The organism is Microvirga flavescens, from assembly GCF_003290125.1.
Taxonomy (GTDB): domain Bacteria; phylum Pseudomonadota; class Alphaproteobacteria; order Rhizobiales; family Beijerinckiaceae; genus Microvirga; species Microvirga flavescens.
The window spans coordinates 1-18070 of record NZ_QMKH01000004.1; the positions used below are offsets into that span (position 1 = coordinate 1).

An 18070-nucleotide genomic window follows, 5' to 3' on the forward strand; every position below is an offset into this window, starting at 1 on the left:
GGTCAACATCACGGTCAAGAACGTCAATCTGGCGCCGCCGGCTCCGTCGGGCAACGTGAACATCAATGAGGGCTCGGGGAACAACGCACTGGTTCATACCCTGGCGGCGACGGATGGTGACGGTCAGACGATCACCTATACGTTCCAGAGCGCTCAGGCAGGTTCGAACGGCCAGATCAGCGCGGACGGCAAGTTCAGGATCGTGAACAACACGATCGTCGTGAACGGGACGCTTGCGGATGTGTCGGCGGACGTGACCGCCGGCTATGCGGTCGTCGCCAACGACGGTTCCGGCGCGGCGAACGCCACGGCGACCGGAACGGTCACCATCACGGTCAAGAACGTCAATCTGGCGCCGCCGGCTCCGTCGGGCAACGTGAACATCAATGAGGGCTCGGGGAACAACGCACTGGTTCATACCCTGGCAGCGACGGATGGTGACGGTCAGACGATCACCTATACGTTCCAGAGCGCTCAGGCAGGTTCGAACGGCCAGATCAGCGCGGACGGCAAGTTCAGGATCGTGAACAACACGATCGTCGTGAACGGGACGCTTGCGGATGTGTCGGCGGACGATCTGAGGGCGTATACGATCGTCGCCAACGACGGTTCCGGCGCGGCGAACGCCACGGCGACTGGCACCGTCAACATCACGGTCAAGAACGTCAATCTGGCGCCGCCGGCTCCGTCGGGCAACGTGAACATCAATGAGGGCTCGGGGAACAACGCACTGGTTCATACCCTGGCAGCGACGGATGGTGACGGTCAGACGATCACCTATACGTTCCAGAACGCCCAGGGGGGGTCGAACGGCCAGATCAGCGCGGACGGCAAGTTCAGGATCGTGAACAACACGATCGTCGTGAACGGCGTACTCGCGGATGTGACGACGGATGTGACCACAGGCTATGCGGTCATCGCCAATGACGGCTCGGGGGCGGCGAACGGCACGGCCACCGGCACGGTCAACATTACGATCAAGAACACGACAGTGGCCAACACGCCGCCGCCAACCCCGTCGGGCAGTGTGAACATCGACGAGCGCTCGGGGAATAACACGCAGGTTCATATTCTGGCGGCGACGGATGGTGACGGTCAGGCGATCACCTATACGTTCCAGAACGCCCAGGCGGGCTCGAATGGCCTGATCAGCGCGGACGGCAAGTTCAGGATCGTGAACAACACGATCGTCGTGAACGGGACGCTCGCGGATGTGTCGGCGGACGTGACCGCCGGCTATGCGGTTGTCGCCAACGACGGCTCGGGAGCGGCGAACGCCACGGCCACCGGCACGGTCAACATCACGGTCAAGAACGTCAACCGCGCGCCGACGGCTCCGTCGGGCAACGTTGAAATCATTGAGGGCTCGGGGAACAACACGCTGGTTCATACCCTGGCGGCGACGGATACAGACGGGGAGACGATCACCTATACGTTCCAGAACGCCCAGGGGGGTTCGAACGGCCAGATCAGCGCGGACGGCAAGTTCAGGATCGTGAACAACACGATCGTCGTGAACGGCACGCTTGCCGAAGTGGCAGCGGACGATCTGAGGACGTATTCGATCGTCGCCAACGACGGTTCGGGGACGGCGAACGCCACAGCCACCGGCACGGTCAACATCACGGTCAAGAACACGCCCGTGGCCAACACGGCGCCGCCGGCTCCGTCGGGTGACGTGAACATCGACGAGCGCTCGGCGAACAACACGCTGGTTCATACCCTGGCGGCGACGGATGCCGACGGCCAGGCGATCGGCTATACGTTCCAGAGCGCCCAGGCGAACTCGAACGGCAAGATCAGCGCGGACGGCAAGTTCAGGATCGTGAACAACACGATCGTCGTGAACGGGACGCTCACCGAAGTGGCGGTGGACGATCCCAGGGTGTATACGGTCATCGCGAATGACAATTCGGGTACGGCGAACGCCACGGCGACCGGTACGGTCAACATCACGGTCAAGAACGTCAACCAAGCGCCGACGGCTCCGTCGGGCAACGTGAACATCGTGGAGCACTCGGGGAACGGTACACTGGTTCATACCCTGGCTGTGACGGATGCCGATGGCCAGGTGATAGCCTATACGTTCCAGAGTGCCCAAGCGGGTTCGAGCGGCCAGATCAGCGCGGACGGCAAGTTCAGGATCGTGAACAACACGATCGTGGTGAATGGGACGCTCGCCGATGTGACAGCGGACGATCTGAGGGCGTATACGATCGTCGCCAACGACGGTTCGGGTGCGGCGAACGCCACGGCCACCGGCACGGTCAACATCACGATTAAGGATACTGTGGTACCGCCCAACAATGCTCCTGGAGGCCTTGGCCTAGACAGCTTGTCGGTGGCAGAACTGGCGGCGACCGGGACCTTGATCGGCACGCTCAGTGCCAACGATCCGGATGCTGGTGACACGCTGACCTACACCTTCCTTGAAACCGGTACCGACACCAGTGCGGACGGCCGGTTCAAGATCGTGAACAACCAGCTCCAGGTCGCTTACGGCACAGGCCTCGACTTTGAGCAGGCCAGGTCTCACCTGGTCAACATCCAGGTCAAGGACAAGGCTGGTGCCTCCAGCGTCGCATCCTTCGCAATCCAGGTTACGGACGTTCTGGTGGAGAGAATGCTGGCCGATCCAGTTGGGGCACGCAATGACATCATCAAGGGGTCCACGACGGGCAACTACAAGGATATCCTGCGTGGCGGCGAAGGGAATGACCAGCTCTGGGGCGGATACGGCAACGACACGCTCTATGGCGGCAAAGGCAAGGACACATTCGTGTTCGACGCCAAGTTCGGCTCGAAGAACAAGGACACGATCAAGGACTACAGCGTCAAGGACGACTCGATCTGGCTTGATAACGCCCTCTTCAAGTCGAACAAGACTCTGTACAACGCGATCAAGAAGGGCACCGAGATCAAGCCGCTCAAGATGAAGGCGGATTTCTTCTCGATCGACACGGCGAAGGATGCCAACGACTACTTCGTCTACGACAGCCAGAAGCGCGTCCTGTACTACGACGCGGACGGCAACGGCGCCAAGGCGGGGGTTGCGATTGCGACCTTCACCAACAACAAGGCGCTGAAGAACTTCACCGTCAAGGAACTGTTCTTCATCTGACACGATAGCAGATTGCGTCTCTTTGAAACGCGATCTGCTTTTCGTCTGTTCAGGCTAGAGACCAAAACAAAAGCCTCCCGTGTCTGCCACGGGAGGCTTTTCTATTGAGGCGTCATGGCTGCGAGAAGTGATACGCTCTGAATTGGCGAGGGCATGGCATCGGTGGCTCTCGGTGCCTTTGCCGCGCAAAGGGGAACCGGGGGACGAGCCTGCAGGCCGCCAAGTACGCAGGTGTCAGCCTTTATCGAGGCGAGAGCAATCTATGCCTGCTGGCCGCCGCACGATAATAGGTGGTTGTCGTGTGCCGATAGTGAAATGGAAGCGCGGACTGCTCGTCGAACCGAAGTAGGGCCCGCGCTTTCGAAGCTTTGAGCAGACGGCCTTTAGATGACGAAGAAGTCCTTGTAGGTCAGGGGGAGGTTTCTCTTGAACGTGGCGATCTCCACCGCTGCCTCTGAGCCGGAGCCATCCGCATCATAGTACAGTTTGCCTGTCTTCTTGCTGTAGATGATGTAGTCGTCCGCGTCCTTGGCGGTCTCTAGGGCGAAGAACTTCTTATTGATCTGCACAGGTTTCGATTCCGAGCCTTTCGCGCCGAGTTTGGTGAAGACCTTGTTCTCCAGCCAGATCGAGTCATCCTTGGCATTGAAATCCTTGATCGTATCGAGGTTCGTCCTATTGTTCGGCTTTGTATTGAATACAAACACATCCTTGCCGCCATCGCCCCGCAATGTGTCGTTGCCAAGCCCGCCCCAGAGCGTGTCGTTGCCAAGGCCGCCACCCAGGGTGTCCTTTCCGGAGCCTCCGACGATCTTGTTGTCGAAGGCGTTCCCAGCCGTCTTTTCCGGATTGACGTTCACGACGGAGATGGTGACGACGCGGTCTGTCGAAAGGCCACCCGCCGTCGCGCGAATGGTGAAGGTGTGAGACGCCTTCTGCTCGAAATCGAGTGAAACGCCGCTTGCGACACGCAATTCGCTACCGACAATGTGGAAAGGGGCGCTTTCTGCGCCGATCAGCGAATATGTGATATCCTGACCATTATCATCGGTCGCGTTGATGAGGCCGACAACTTCATCGTCCGACGCAAGCTCCTTCACCCTCGCATTGGACAAGGTGGGTTGCGAGGGGGCACGGTCAGCCGTCACGGATTCGACGGTCACATTCGCTTCGCTGACGAGACCGCCGTCATCTTCGGCTCTGATAGTGAAGATCGTCGTTTCCAAAGCACCGACAGGGCCGGCGCGATCCTTGGGGTTAAACTGGAGCTCGCGAATTGCGGCTGTCACATCGTCCGGATGGCCAATGACCGTGTACGTGCCCGTTTGCGGCATGTAGTGGCCTCTGTTGGTCGCAGAAAGAACGAGGGTTCCCTTTGCCGGGTCGAGGATGATCGTTACTGTGACCCGCGTGCCGTCGTCGTTGATCCGGACATCGGCAAAAGGTGAGATCAGGCCGTTGTCCGCTCCTCTGGGGATCGTACCCGGCACATCCACGACAGGAGCGGAATTGCCACCTGTGCCGCCTCCGGGCGTCGCCACGTCGACCAGCGTGGTCACTGTGTTTTCGGCGCCGCCGCCATCGACCAGAGTAATCGAGACATCGCGCGTGCGGGTGACTGGCGTAGCGGAGGCGACGTTGACATAGGTGAGAGCGCGGATGAGCTTCTCCACGGCCTCAGAGGTCGCCGTGTCGAAAAAGCTTACCTTTAGGCCATCAGCCCCTGTTCCGTCCGCGACAAGAGTGCCGATGGCGACGTTGTCGACGGAGATCGTACCGTTGCTGACGCTCACCCCGGCGCCTTGGGCGAAGCTGAGTCTGTCCTGAGCGGCGACCCTGTTCCCGATCTTGACGGTCAGGGAGGTGAAGCGGCCCGTATCCTCGGTCACGATGGCATCGCCGTCGAGATCGAGCCGCACGCTTCCTCCGACCTGGGCTATGACCTGATCACCGTTGAGATTGTCGAGAACAGGAGCGGCGTTCGTCCAGATCCGTGAGTCGATGACCGTCTCGATTCCCTGACGGAACAATTGCAGCCGCTGCTCGGCGGTGAAGTCTGCGCCATGCAGCCGCACTTCGTCGCTACTTCCCTCGCCGAAGACGAGAAGCGCAGTGGCCGTGTCGGAGACTTCGACCGTGGCCCCGAAATCGGCAAGCACGATGCGCTCGATGCCGGAGATGGTCTTGCCGCGCAGATCGTAAGTCTCGCCACCGTTGAAGAGGCGCAGTTCGTCGTTGCCCGCGCCGCCGTCGATGGTTGTAAAGGTGGCAAGCTGCGTGGAGTCCGAGACGATGACGTCGTCTCCCGCAGAGCCTGTAATGGCCTCGAAGCCTTTCAGCCCCGCATTGTAGAGGTCCAGCGTTCCGGCCTCGATCATCTGGAGGGTATCGGTTCCGCCGCCGCCGTCAACGACATCGCCCCAGGACAGGCCTCCCGCGCGGACCTGTAGAGTTTCATCGGCATCGGTTCCAAGCGCGTATTCCTGCGCCGTCGTCAGCACTTGCTCTCCGGACTGCGTGAAGATGCGCTGCGATATTCCGTAGCCGGGTGCCTGGTCCTGGTTCTGGGTCTGCCAGGTGGCGACCCACCCGCCTCCGGGCAGGGCTGCGATGTTGGCGTTCTGGTTCCAGACGCTGGTGCTGAGAGGGTCCGCAGTGAGGAGATCGGGGCCACTCGTCGAGCCGTCGGCCTTGAAATAGCGCTGCCGGATGTCGGATTGGGATTCCCAGGTGACGACCCAGCTGCCATCGGTAAGAACCGAGATTTGCGGCGCGCTCTGGGCGCCTTCCGTCGTGAGATTGACTTTTTGGTCCGTGGTGAAGACCCGAGCGCCAGCGCTGTTGTAGCTCTGCATGAAAATGCCGGTGCCGCTGCCATCCTGATCTGTGGATTGCCATACCACGAGCCAGCCGCCGTCGGGGAGGGCGCTGATCTGCGGCAGCGTCTGGTTCTTATCGGTCGTGATGTTGACCTGGCTCTCGCCGCCAACGGCAGTCCCGGCCGCGTCGTAGCGCTGCATGAAGATGTCGGCGCCCGGATCGAAGGCTGAGCCCTGGAAATCGGGATTGCCGACCCAGGTGACTACCCAGCCGCCACCGGCGAGCGCGGTGGTGGTCGCGTATTGTTGGTGTCCGGTCGTCGCGGTGTTGACACGGGAACCCTCCGCGCCGAGTTGTGCGGCGCCGTTGCTGTCGAACCGCTGTTGGAATACGCCGTATCCGCTCCCGTCAAAGGCGCTCCACGTCGTCAGCCATCCACCGCCGGGCAGCGCCGTGATGTCGAGATGCTTGGCCTCATCGATGCTGGTGCTGCCATTGACTTTTTGAGCCGCGCCTACCGGATCGCCGCTGGCGTTGTAGCGCTGCTGAAAGGCATTGGCGCCATTGGCTCCAAGATCGATCCAGGTCACAGCGAACCCGCCGCCCTGAAGGGCCGTCGCGGTGGACCAGATCTGATTGCCAGTCGTCGATGCGGTATTCACCAGACGGTCGGCCGGCGCGCTTCCGGAGAAAAATTGCGGCTCACCCTGCAGATTGTATTTCTGCATGTAGATGCCCGAGCCGCTGCCGTCCTGACCTTCTGACGACCAGGTGACAAGCCATCCATCCGGGAGAGATGTTATGGCCGGATGATATTGACTGTCGATCGTTGTCGCATTGACTTGCGTCTCTGCACTGAGGCGCAGCACTGAAATGGCCATGTTCCCGTCCCCGGTTGGTCGCAGTCACGCCCGTTGCGGTTCGAGAGCCGTTCGACCTGACAGGGAACGAGACTGGCGGAGTGTTTCTGGCTCACGATTGACGAGACGATACTGGTTCGTCGGTTCGATCCAGGTCGCCTTTGAGGAAGAGCCTATAGCGAAAGCTACAGGGGCCTTCGCGTTGCCACCCTAGTTGTTCGAATAGGAGTTTTTGCTGAAAAGCGAATTTCAGCAGAACCGCTCCAGCCGGATGATGCGGCATGGATCGCCGGCCCGCGCCGCCGGCGCATGGGGCGGGCGTATCAGCAGGACGTCGGACTGGGCGAGCTGGCACAGCATCGAGGAATCCTGCACCGGATGGGGGCGGACCACGGGGCGCTCGCCTTCGAGACGCTCGAAGGCGAGCGCCGCGCGCATGTAGTCCTGCCGCAGGGCATTCTGGGGCAGATCCTCCCCGAGGATCGCGGGTTCCGTCGGGTCGGCGGCGCTTCGTGGATCGCCGAGAAGAGCTCGGATCGCGGGCACGACGAAAAGGATGGCGCAGACGAAGGACGAGACCGGATTGCCGGGTAGGCCCAGCATCGTCGCTCCCTCGAAGATCCCGTGCATCAGCGGCTTGCCGGGGCGCAGGGCCACGCGCCAGAAATCGAGCGCCATCCCGCGCGCGATAAGCGCCTTTTGCACGAGATCGTGCTCGCCGACGGAGGCGCCGCCGAGCGTCACGAGCATGTCGGCCTTCACGGACTTGGCGGCGTCGAGCCGTTCGTTCAGCGCCTCGAGGCTGTCACGGGCGATGCCGAGATCGATGGGTTCGCCTCCGGCCTTGGTGACCATTGCCGCAATCGCGGGTAGGCTCGACGCTGTGATTTGGTCGGGCCCCGCAGGCTCTCCCGGCAGCACTAACTCATCGCCCGTCGCAAGAATGGCGATGCGCGGCTTGCGGCGCACGAGGAGAGATCCGCGCCCCATCGCGGCGGAAAGCGAGATGTGCCGCGCGTCGAGACGCTGGCCGCTCGTAAGCAGCGTCTCGCCTGCACGAAAATCGAGACCGGCGGCGCGGATATGGCGGCCTTCGCGCGCCGCTTCCTTCACGGTGACAATGTCGCCGTCGCGATCCGTATCCTCCTGAAGAACGACCGCATCCGCGCCTTGCGGCAAGGGCGCGCCGGTGAAGATGCGCACGGCCTCGCCGGGGCCGACCTCTCTTTCGAAGCGCGCGCCTGCGGCGCTCACGCCGATGACGCGTAAGGTTGCGGGGATCGATGCGGTGTCGATGCTGCGAACCGCGTAGCCATCCATCGCGGAGGCGGGGAAGGGCGGTTGGTCGCGCTCGGCCTTCACGTCTTCCGCGAGGGTGCGTTCCGCGCATTGTCCGAGGGGGATCCGTTCCGCTTCGACGGGCCTTGCGATGCCCGCCAGAACGCGGCTCAGGGCGTCCTCCACCGGAATGAGGCTCATTGTCCAGCCCTCATGGCGCTTCGTAGAGACCGGAGCGCCCGCCGCTTTTCATGCGCAGGCGAATGCCCTCGATCGTCATACCGCGATCGGCGGCTTTCACCATGTCGTAGATGGTGAGGCACGCCACGGAGACGGCGGTGAGCGCTTCCATCTCGACGCCGGTCTGCCCGGAGACTTTCACTTCCGCCGTCACGCGGATGCCGGGGAGCGCATCGTCGATGCTGCAATCCACCGTAACCTTGGAGAGAAGAAGTGGATGGCAGAGGGGGATCAGTTCATGCGTGCGCTTGGAGGCCATGATGCCCGCAAGGCGCGCGGTGCCGAGCACGTCGCCCTTCTTGGCATCGCCCTGACGGATGAGGGCCAGCGTTTCCGGCTGCATGACGACGCAGCCTTCGGCAATGGCGGTGCGGGCGGTCACGCTCTTTTCCGAAACGTCGACCATGTTGGCCGCGCCGGTCGGATCGAGATGCGTGAGCTTCGTCATGCGGCCTCGCCGAAAAGCAGCTTCTTCGTCGCGGCGCTCACATCGGCCTGCCGCATCAGGCTCTCGCCCACGAGGAAGGTGTTGATGTTCACTTTCGACAGGCGCTTGATGTCGTCGATGGTGAAGATGCCGCTTTCGCCGACGACGATGCGGTCAGACGGGATCAGCGGGGCAAGGGCCTCGCTTGTCGCCAGCGTTACGTCGAAGGTGCGAAGGTTGCGGTTGTTGATGCCGATGAGCTTCGTGCCGAGCGGCAATGCGCGCTCGAGTTCTTCTCGGTCGTGTACTTCCACCAGCACATCCATGTCGAGCGCATGAGCCGTGTCGATCAGCGCGCGCGCTTCATCGTCGCTCACGCTCGCCATGATGACGAGAATGCAATCCGCGCCCCAGGCGCGCGCTTCGTAAACTTGATACGGCTCGAACAGGAAATCCTTGCGCAGCGCGGGCAGGCCCGAGGCCTCGCGCGCAAGGCCGAGATATTCAGGCTTTCCTTGAAAGGACGGCTCGTCCGTAAGCACGGAAAGACAGGTCGCGCCGCCTTCGGCGTAGGCCTTGCCGAGAAGAGCAGGGTCGAAATCCGCTCGGATGAGCCCCTTCGACGGGCTCGCCTTTTTCACTTCCGCGATGAGTGCGGGGCGGCCCTCAGTCAAATGCCGTTCGATGGCCTTGGCAAAGCCGCGCGGGGCAGGGGCCGCCTTCGCGCGGCTCTCGATCTCGGCCTGCGGCACAGCGGCTTTCGCCGCCGCGATTTCCTGGCGCTTGTAGGCTTCGATGCGGGCAAGGACGTCGCTCATGTCATGCCTTATGCGTTCGACGCACGAACGAGGCGTTCAAGAGCCGCCTTTGCCGCGCCGCTGTCAAGGGCGCGGGAGGCGCGGTCAATGCCGTCGCGCAGGTTCGCGGCTTCGCCCGCAATGACAAGCGAGGCCGCCGCGTTGAGAACGCCGACATCGCGGTATGCATTGCGCGCGCCGTCCAGCACGCCGCGCAGATGCGCCGCGTTGTGTTCCGGATCGCCGCCCTTGAGATCCTCGAGCTTCGCCACCGGCAGGCCGACTTCTTCCGGCGTCACGATGAAGCGTTTGATCGTGCCGCTCTCCAGAGCCGCCACGTAGGTCGGGCCAGTGGTGGTCATCTCGTCGAGACCGTCGGAGCCGTGGACGGCCCACACATTGGTCGCGCCGAGTTCCTTCAGAACTTGAGTCAGCGGCTCCAGCCAAACCTCTGAGAACACGCCGAGAAGTTGCTTCTTCACGCCAGCCGGATTGGCCAGCGGGCCGAGGAAGTTGAACAGGGTGCGGGTGCCGAGTTCAACGCGCACGGGAGCCACATGGCGCATGGCGGCGTGGTGCGTCTGCGCGAACATGAAGCACACTCCCGCCTCATCGAGGCAACGGCTGAGGCCCGCCGGATCGAGCCCGAGCTTGACGCCAAGCGCCGCCAGCACGTCGGCGGTGCCTGATTTCGATGACGCCGCGCGGTTGCCGTGCTTGGCGACCGTCACGCCGCAACCGGCGACAATGAGCGAGGCGAGCGTCGAGATGTTGTAGCTGCCCGAATGGTCGCCGCCCGTACCGACGATGTCGATGGCGCCCGCCGGGGCCTCGACCTTGAGCATGCGTGCACGCATGGCAGACACCGCGCCGACGATCTCATCGAGCGCTTCGCCGCGCACCCGCAGGGCCATGAGAAAAGCCCCGGCCTGGGCGAGAGTGACTTCGCCCGACAGCAGATTGTCGAAGGCGGCGCGGGACTCGTCCCGCGACAGAGATGCGCCGGTGGCGACCTTGGCGAGATAGGGCTTGAAGGATTCCATGTGAACTCAGACCTTGGAAACTTGAAAGCCGGGTCAGTTTTGAGACCGGACCGTAACTCTAGTGCTTGCTGCCGTGCTTGGCGTTCCACGCTGCTGCAAGATTGAAGAAATTGCGCATGATAGTGTCGCCATGTTCCGAGAGGATGCTCTCGGGATGAAACTGCACGCCGTGGATCGGCAGCGTACGGTGCGACATGCCCATCACCAGCCCATCCTCGGATTCCGCCGTGATGGCGAGATCGGCAGGGCTGTTGTCGCGCTCGACGATCAGCGAGTGATAGCGCGTGGCGCGGAAGGAGTGATTGATGCCGCGAAACACGGTCTCGCCGCGATGGGAGATTTCGGAAACCTTGCCGTGCATCGGCAGTGGGGCGCGGGTGACCTTGCCGCCGAAGACCTGGCCGATGGTCTGCAAGCCGAGGCAGACGCCGAAGGTCGGAATCTCCGGGCTCGCGCGCTTCACAAGATCGAGGCAGATGCCGGCCTCGTTCGGGGAGCAGGGGCCCGGCGAGAGCACGATGGCGTCAGGCCGTGCGGCGATCACCTCATCCACGGTGATCGCATCATTGCGCACGACGTCCATCGAGGTGGCGAGGGGCGCGATGAGGTGCACCAGGTTCCAGGTGAAGCTGTCGTAATTATCGATAACGAGAACGCGGGTCATGACACAGGCACGTTTGCCGACCGGGGGTGGAAGGTCAAGAGAATCATTGTCTTGAGCCCCATGCGCCTGCCGCCCTATTGCCCGAACCGGGAGCGGCTTGCGAAATTCACGGCCTCTTCCGCCGCCCGGAACAGGGCTTTCGCCTTGTTCACGCATTCCTGCTGCTCGGAGGCCGGGTTGGAGTCGTAGACGATGCCAGCGCCTGCCTGCACGGCCATGCGGCCGTCCTTCACAACGGCGGTGCGCAAGACGATACAGGTGTCCATTTCGCCGTTGGCGCCGAAATAGCCGATGCAACCCGCATAAGGCCCGCGCTTGTCCTTCTCCAATTCATCGATGATCTGCATCGCGCGGACCTTCGGCGCGCCGGAGACGGTGCCGGCCGGGAAGCCTGCGATCAGGGCGTCAAGGGCGTCGAACTTCTCGTCGAGCGTGCCTTCCACGTTCGAGACGATGTGCATCACCTGGCTGTAATATTCGAGGAAGAACGAATCCGTGACCTTGACCGTACCCATCGCCGAGACGCGGCCCGCATCGTTGCGGCCGAGATCGAGCAGCATGAGGTGCTCGGCGCGCTCCTTCTGGTCCGCGAGGAGGCTCTCCGCATGGGCGCGGTCTTCCTCCGCCGTCTTGCCGCGCGGGCGGGTGCCCGCGATGGGGCGGATCGAAACCTTGCCGTCGCGTACCCGCACCAGAATTTCCGGCGAGGAGCAGACGATCTGGAAGTCCTCGAAATCAAGATAGCAGAGAAACGGGGCCGGGTTCACGCGGCGCAGCGCCCGGTAGAGCGCGAAGGCCGGAAGCGGGAAGGCGGACTCGAAACGCTGCGAAAGCACCACCTGGAAGATGTCGCCGGCGGAAATGTATTCCTTCGCCTTGGCGACCATGCGCTCGAATTCCTCCGGGCTCGTGTTCGAAACCGGCGGCTCGAAATGGATGGCGCTCGGGTCGGCGCGGTCCTCCAGCGGCAGAGGGCGCTCCAGGGCGAATGTTACCTGCTCGATACGGGCGAGGGCGGCCTCATAGGCCACCTTGGCCGTCGCGCCGCCTTGCGGGCGCACGGGTGTGATGAGGGAAATCTCGTCCTTCACCGCATCGAACACCACCATCACGGTCGGCCGCACGAGGATCGCGTCGGGAACGTGGAGCACATCCGGGTTCGGTTCGGGCAGGCGCTCCATCTGGCGCACCATGTCGTAGCCGAGATAGCCGAACAGGCCCGCCGACATGGGCGGCAGGTCATCGCCGAGGGGCAGGGCGCTTTCCGCGATCAGGGCGCGCAAGCTCTCCAGCGGCTTTTTCTCCTCGACCGCGAATTCCCCGTTCCGCCCGATGGCGGCGACGCCGTCCTGGCAGCGCCAGACGAGGTCCGGATCGAGCCCGATCATCGAATACCGGCCGCGCACCGCGCCGCCTTCCACGGATTCCAGCAGGAACGCCGTGCCCTTGTGGCCCTGCCGCAGCAGCATGAAGGCCGCGACCGGGGTCAGGAGATCGCCGACAAGGGTGGCGCGAACAACGCATGGTTCGCCGGCAGCATAGCCCTTGGCGAAGGTTTCGAAGTCGGGCGTCGCGGTGCTCATCGCTTAGAGTTCACCGCCGATAGCCTGACGCATGGCTGTCTGGTTGATGGTGACGCCGAGATCCTGCCTGATCTGCGCCACGTATTGTGCAATCAGGTCGTCGCTCATGGCCGTGCGCAGCTGATCGGTGATCGTCTTGGCTTCCTGCGAGTCCGCGGCAAGCGGAGGCACGGCGGCGCTTGTCACCTTGAACACGACGCGGTTGCTCACGCCATTCGCAGCGTTGCCGGCCTTCGACACGGGCACTGCAAAGATTCGGTTCACAACCTCGGCGGTCAGGTCATCCTTCGCGCCGTTGCGGGCGAGGTCGGCTGCGGTCTTGACCGTAGCGCCCGCGTCCTTCGCGACGGCTTCGATGGCCTCGCCCTTTTCAAGGCGTTCGGTGAGCTGGCGGGCCTTGTCCGAAAGCCGCTGGGCGGTTTCGTCCTGCTTCCACAGGGAAGCGACCGCGTCCTTGACCTCGTCGAGCGATTTTTCACGGGAGGGCTCGATGTCTGTCACGTCGAACCAGAGATAACCGCCGTCCTGCGCACGCAGAGCCTCGTTGTCGACGCCGATGTCGGAGGCGAAGGCGGCTTTCAAAAGCGCATCCTTGCTCGGGATCTCGACAGGCTTGCTGTCCTTGTCGAGACCGTTGCTGTCGACGGCCGGAATTTGCAGGACGGTGAGGCCCTTTTCCTTGGCGATGTCGGCAAGAGGGCGAGCCGAGGCGCGCAGGTCCTCGATGGTGTCGTGGGCAGCTTCCAGCTCCGAGCGGGCGCGCTCGTTGGCGATCTCGGCGCGGAGCTGGCCCGCGACTTCTTCGAACGGGCGCACGGCTTCCGACTCGACTTTCGTCGCGCGGACGAGAACCGGCCCGAAGCGACCCGCCACCGGACCGCTGGTCGCGCCTTCCTGCAGCGCGAAGGCTGCCTCGGCCACCACGGGGTCGAGCATCTGCTGTTTGGTGAAGGTGCCGAGTTCCAGATCCTGCGCCGGGACGTTGCGCTCCTGCGCAACGGCGTCGAAGGTCGCGCCTTCCTTGATGCGCTTGAAGGCGGCTTCCGCCTCCTCCTGCGAGGGGAAGGAGATCTGCTGGATCGTCCGCTTTTCCGGAGAGCCGAAATTGGCCTTCTGTTGTTCGTAGCGCTGGCGGGCGTCCGCATCCGAAACCTTGCTCGGATCGGCGACCGAGGCCGCGTTGAGAGAAAGCACGCTCAGGGCGCGGTACTCGGGGGCGCGGAAGCTGGCCTTGCGCTCGTTGTAGAAGGTTTGAAGCTGCTCGGCGGTCGGTGCGGGGATCTCGCCGATCTGGGCAGGTTCGAGCACGAAATAGGACGCCGCGCGGCGCTCGCTGCCGTAGCGGTGGATGGCGTCGCGGGCGGCGGCGGGCACGTTCAGGTCCCCGACGATGGCATCCGCGAGCTGCGCCCGGGTTATCGTGCTGCGCTGCTCCTGCACGAAGCCTGCTTCCGACAGGCCCGCATTGCGCAGCATCTGGTCGAACAGGGCGCGGTTGAACTGGCCGTCCGAGCCACGGAAGGCGGGCTCTTCCAGAATGGAGCGCGCCACGAGCTGGTCGGAGATGCTGAGACCCAGCTTTTTGGCTTCCTCCGTCATCACCGCCTGGGTGACGAGGGAATTCGCAACGCGCTGGTCGATCCCGAACATCCGGGCCTGTTCCGGCGTGATGACGGTGCGGAACTGCCGCCCGAGGCGCTGAAGCTCGTTGTTGTAGGCGATGCGGAACTCCTCCCGCGTGATGTCGGTCTTGCCGACGCGGGCGACCATGCTCGGCGGGGCGGCGCGGAAGATGTCGCCGATCCCCCAGACCGCGAAGCTGCCGATCAGGAGGCAGAACAAGATGGTGCCGATGATCTTGCCGACCAGGCTTTGTCCGATCTGGCGCATTCCGCGAAGCATTGTGAACCCGTTCTTCTCAAAACTCGTTAGCCACGCGGATAACCGATCAAAGGCCCGGGGAAAAGGGCAGTTCCGGTTGAAAGATACATCGCGCCTCTGGTAGTGGCGGATATTCGAGCGTGACAGGAGTGCTTCATGAGCGTCGATCGGCCGCGCCCGCTGGTGGCGGGAAACTGGAAAATGAACGGATTGAAGGCCTCCACGAAGGTCCTGGCCGAGATTCAGGCCGATTACGGCCCCGGCCTGTGGCGACATGTTGATCTCGTGGTCTGCCCGCCCGCTCCCCTGACGGCAATCTTCGCTCTGGCCGCCGTCGGTACCCGGATCGGCATCGGTGGACAGGACTGCCACGCGAAAGAATCAGGGGCTTATACCGGTAACGTCTCCGCCGAGATGCTGGTGGATGCTGGCGCGACCCATGTCATCCTGGGCCATTCTGAGCGCCGTCAGTACCACGGCGAGAAGGACGCCGATGTCCGCGCCAAGGCCGAGGCCGCCCACCGCGCCGGGCTCACCGCCATCGTCTGCGTGGGTGAAACGCGCGAGGAGCGCGAAGCCGGAAAGACGCTTTCCGTCGTGCGCAAGCAGTTGCGCGGCTCGATCCCCGAAGGTTCGACCTCGGAAAACCTTGTCATCGCCTATGAGCCTGTCTGGGCCATCGGCACGGGCCTGACCCCGACGGCGGGCGACGTCGCGGAAGTCCACGCGGCCATCCGCGACGACCTGAAGCGCCTCGTCGGCAAGGCTGAGCAGAACAAGGTGAGGATCCTCTACGGCGGCTCCGTGAAGCCCTCCAATGCCGGGGAGCTCATGGCCGTGCCGAACGTGGACGGCGCACTCGTCGGCGGCGCCAGCCTCGTGGCTGTCGATTTTCTTGGAATTGCAAGAGCTTATTCGAAGTAGCTCTTGCGTTTGATTTGCCGCGATCCTCATCCTGAGGAGCGGCGAAGCCGCGTCTTGAAGGAGGGTTCAGCACTCTCTGGAGACGCCTTGCCCTTCGAGACGGACCTGTCGGTCCTCCTCGGGGTGAGGCTCGGGTAGCGGGGCCGATGTAGCAATGACGTCAGCTCACGGTGGGCTTTCCGCAAAAGGGTGCTTGCGGGTCTTTGATCCCGCGCACACCTATGCTACAGCCCGCCCAACGCTTGATGCGAGCGGCCGAGCTTTGGCTTTCGGCCGCTTGAGGTTTTGGAAACGATGCAAACAGTCCTCATTATCATTCACCTGATTATCGTCCTGGCGCTGATCGGCGTGGTTCTTCTGCAACGCTCGGAGGGCGGCCTCGGCCTCAGCGGTGGCGGCGGCGTTTCCGGTTTCATGACCGGTCGCGGCCAGGCCAACGCCCTGACCCGCGCTACAGCGATTCTGGCTGCATTGTTCTTCATCACCAGCCTCGCCCTGACGATCATGGCGGGCTATGGCAGCGGTCCCCGTTCGATTCTCGACGGCGCGACCCCGACCGCTCCGGCGGGCCAGCAGGCTCCGGCCCAGGGCGGCAACGTGCTCGAGCAGTTGCAGCGTCTGCAGGGCGATCAGCCCGCGCAACCGGCGGCTCCCGCAGCCCCGGCTGCACCGCAGGTGCCACAGTCTCAGTAAGTGACGAAAACAGGGCCGGACCTTCCGGCCCTCTCTTTTTGTGTGGATGGCAATCGACGGAGCTGGTTCGTGTTTGCGAATCGGCACGTCATCTTATTGGATAGGGGTCCATGACGCGGTACGTATTCATCACCGGCGGCGTGGTGTCTTCGCTCGGCAAGGGTCTGGCTTCGGCGGCCCTCGGAGCGCTTCTCCAGGCTCGCGGTTACAAGGTCCGGCTCAGGAAGCTGGATCCTTATCTCAATGTCGATCCGGGGACGATGAGTCCCTATCAGCACGGCGAAGTGTTCGTGACCGATGACGGGGCGGAAACCGACCTCGACCTCGGCCATTACGAGCGATTCACGGGGGTGCCGGCCACCAAGGCCGACAACATCACCACGGGCCGGATCTATCTCGATATCATCACCAAGGAGCGCCGGGGCGATTATCTCGGCGCGACGATCCAGGTCATCCCGCACGTCACCAACGCCATCAAGGACTTCGTGCTCAGCGGCAACGAGGGCTTCGATTTCGTGCTGGTGGAAATCGGCGGCACGGTGGGTGACATCGAGGGCCTGCCGTTCTTCGAGGCTATCCGCCAGCTCGGCAACGACCTTGAGCGCGGTCAGGCGATCTATGTTCACCTGACGCTCCTGCCGTTCATTCCCTCGGCGGGCGAGCTCAAGACCAAGCCGACGCAGCACTCCGTCGCGGAGCTTCGCTCCATCGGCATCCAGCCCGACATTCTCCTGTGCCGCACGGATCGCGAGATTCCGGCTGACGAGCGCCGCAAGCTCGCGCTGTTCTGCAACGTGCGCGAGACGGCTGTGATCGAGGCGCGGGACGCTTCGACCATCTACGACGTGCCGCTGGCCTATCACGAGGCCGGGCTCGACAACGAGGTGCTCGCGGCCTTCGGCATCGAGGCCAAGACGCCGCCGACGCTCGATCGCTGGACCACCATTTCCGGACGCATCCACAATCCGGAAGGTGAGGTGAACATTGCCGTCGTCGGCAAGTATACCGGCCTCAAGGACGCCTATAAGTCGCTGATCGAGTCCCTTCATCATGGCGGCATCGCCAATCAGGTGAAGGTGAACCTGCAATGGATCGAGAGCGAGATCTTCGAGCGTGAGGATCCGGCTCCGTTCCTCGAAGGCATTCACGGCATTCTCGTGCCCGGCGGCTTCGGCCAGCGCGGCGCGGAAGGCAAGATCCGCGCGGCCCAGTTCGCCCGTGAGCGCAAGGTACCGTATTTCGGCATCTGCTTCGGCATGCAGATGGCGGTGATCGAGGCGACCCGCTCGCTCGCAGGCATCAAGGAAGCCAGTTCCACCGAATTCGGCCCGACGCCTGAGCCGGTGGTCGGCCTTCTCACGGAATGGCTGCGCGGCAACGAGCTTGAGCGACGCGCGGCTGGCGGCGACCTTGGCGGCACCATGCGCCTTGGCGCTTACCAGGCTTCACTTGCCCCCGGCAGCAAGGTTGCGGAGATTTATGGCACGACGGAAATCTCCGAGCGCCACCGCCACCGCTACGAGGTCAACATGTCCTATCGCGAGCGGCTGGAAGCCAAGGGCCTGCGCTTCTCCGGCGTCTCGCCGGACGGCATCCTGCCCGAGATCGTGGAATACGTGGACCATCCCTGGTTCATCGGCGTGCAGTACCATCCGGAACTGAAATCGCGCCCCTTCGAGCCGCACCCGCTCTTCAAGAGCTTCATCCACGCTGCCATCGAGCAGAGCCGACTGGTCTAA

Annotated in this window: 12 protein-coding genes; 4 read left to right on the plus strand and 8 right to left on the minus strand. The window is 63.2% G+C overall.

What is annotated here, in order from left to right:
- Positions 1 to 3121 (plus strand): cadherin domain-containing protein (locus DQW91_RS09300; protein ID WP_198411830.1); only part of this gene is annotated, 3121 nt, incomplete at its 5' end.
- Between the two features lie 383 nt (positions 3122 to 3504).
- Here the strand turns inward: DQW91_RS09300 and DQW91_RS09305 are convergent.
- The 8 genes from DQW91_RS09305 to DQW91_RS09340 form a co-directional block, all read right to left on the minus strand.
- The gene (locus DQW91_RS09305) at positions 3505 to 6822 is read right to left on the minus strand and encodes a hypothetical protein (protein WP_112663351.1); all 3318 of its coding nucleotides are present in this window, start codon (positions 6820 to 6822) and stop codon (positions 3505 to 3507) included.
- 228 nt (positions 6823 to 7050) lie between these two features.
- Positions 7051 to 8280 (minus strand): molybdopterin molybdotransferase MoeA, encoded by a 1230-nt coding sequence (locus tag DQW91_RS09310; RefSeq protein WP_112663352.1) that lies wholly within the window; start codon positions 8278 to 8280, stop codon positions 7051 to 7053.
- A 10-nt stretch (positions 8281 to 8290) separates the two neighbouring features.
- Positions 8291 to 8767 (minus strand): cyclic pyranopterin monophosphate synthase MoaC, encoded by a 477-nt coding sequence (gene moaC, locus DQW91_RS09315; protein WP_112663353.1) that lies wholly within the window; start codon positions 8765 to 8767, stop codon positions 8291 to 8293.
- Positions 8764 to 9564, minus strand: coding sequence for an indole-3-glycerol phosphate synthase TrpC (gene trpC / locus DQW91_RS09320; RefSeq protein ID WP_112663354.1), 801 nt, complete (start codon positions 9562 to 9564; stop codon positions 8764 to 8766). Before trpC ends, moaC begins: the two co-directional genes overlap by 4 nt.
- 8 nt (positions 9565 to 9572) lie before the next feature.
- Positions 9573 to 10586, minus strand: a complete 1014-nt coding sequence (trpD, locus tag DQW91_RS09325; RefSeq protein ID WP_112663355.1) for an anthranilate phosphoribosyltransferase — start codon at positions 10584 to 10586, stop codon at positions 9573 to 9575.
- Between the two features lie 58 nt (positions 10587 to 10644).
- The gene (locus tag DQW91_RS09330; protein ID WP_112663356.1) at positions 10645 to 11250 is read right to left on the minus strand and encodes an anthranilate synthase component II; all 606 of its coding nucleotides are present in this window, start codon (positions 11248 to 11250) and stop codon (positions 10645 to 10647) included.
- A gap of 74 nt (positions 11251 to 11324) precedes the next feature.
- The gene (gene trpE, locus DQW91_RS09335) at positions 11325 to 12833 is read right to left on the minus strand and encodes an anthranilate synthase component I (RefSeq protein WP_112663357.1); all 1509 of its coding nucleotides are present in this window, start codon (positions 12831 to 12833) and stop codon (positions 11325 to 11327) included.
- 3 nt (positions 12834 to 12836) lie between these two features.
- Positions 12837 to 14735 (minus strand): SurA N-terminal domain-containing protein, encoded by a 1899-nt coding sequence (locus tag DQW91_RS09340; RefSeq protein WP_112663358.1) that lies wholly within the window; start codon positions 14733 to 14735, stop codon positions 12837 to 12839.
- Between the two features lie 135 nt (positions 14736 to 14870).
- On the opposite strand from DQW91_RS09340, the gene tpiA reads away from it, so the two are divergent.
- From tpiA to DQW91_RS09355, 3 genes are all read left to right on the plus strand, one after another.
- Complete coding sequence (gene tpiA / locus DQW91_RS09345) at positions 14871 to 15638, plus strand: triose-phosphate isomerase (RefSeq protein WP_112663359.1); 768 nt, start codon at positions 14871 to 14873, stop codon at positions 15636 to 15638.
- 294 nt (positions 15639 to 15932) lie between these two features.
- The gene (secG, locus tag DQW91_RS09350; RefSeq protein WP_112663360.1) at positions 15933 to 16331 is read left to right on the plus strand and encodes a preprotein translocase subunit SecG; all 399 of its coding nucleotides are present in this window, start codon (positions 15933 to 15935) and stop codon (positions 16329 to 16331) included.
- A 110-nt stretch (positions 16332 to 16441) separates the two neighbouring features.
- A complete protein-coding gene (locus tag DQW91_RS09355) occupies positions 16442 to 18070 on the plus strand; it encodes a CTP synthase (RefSeq protein ID WP_112663361.1) in 1629 nt (542 codons plus the stop codon).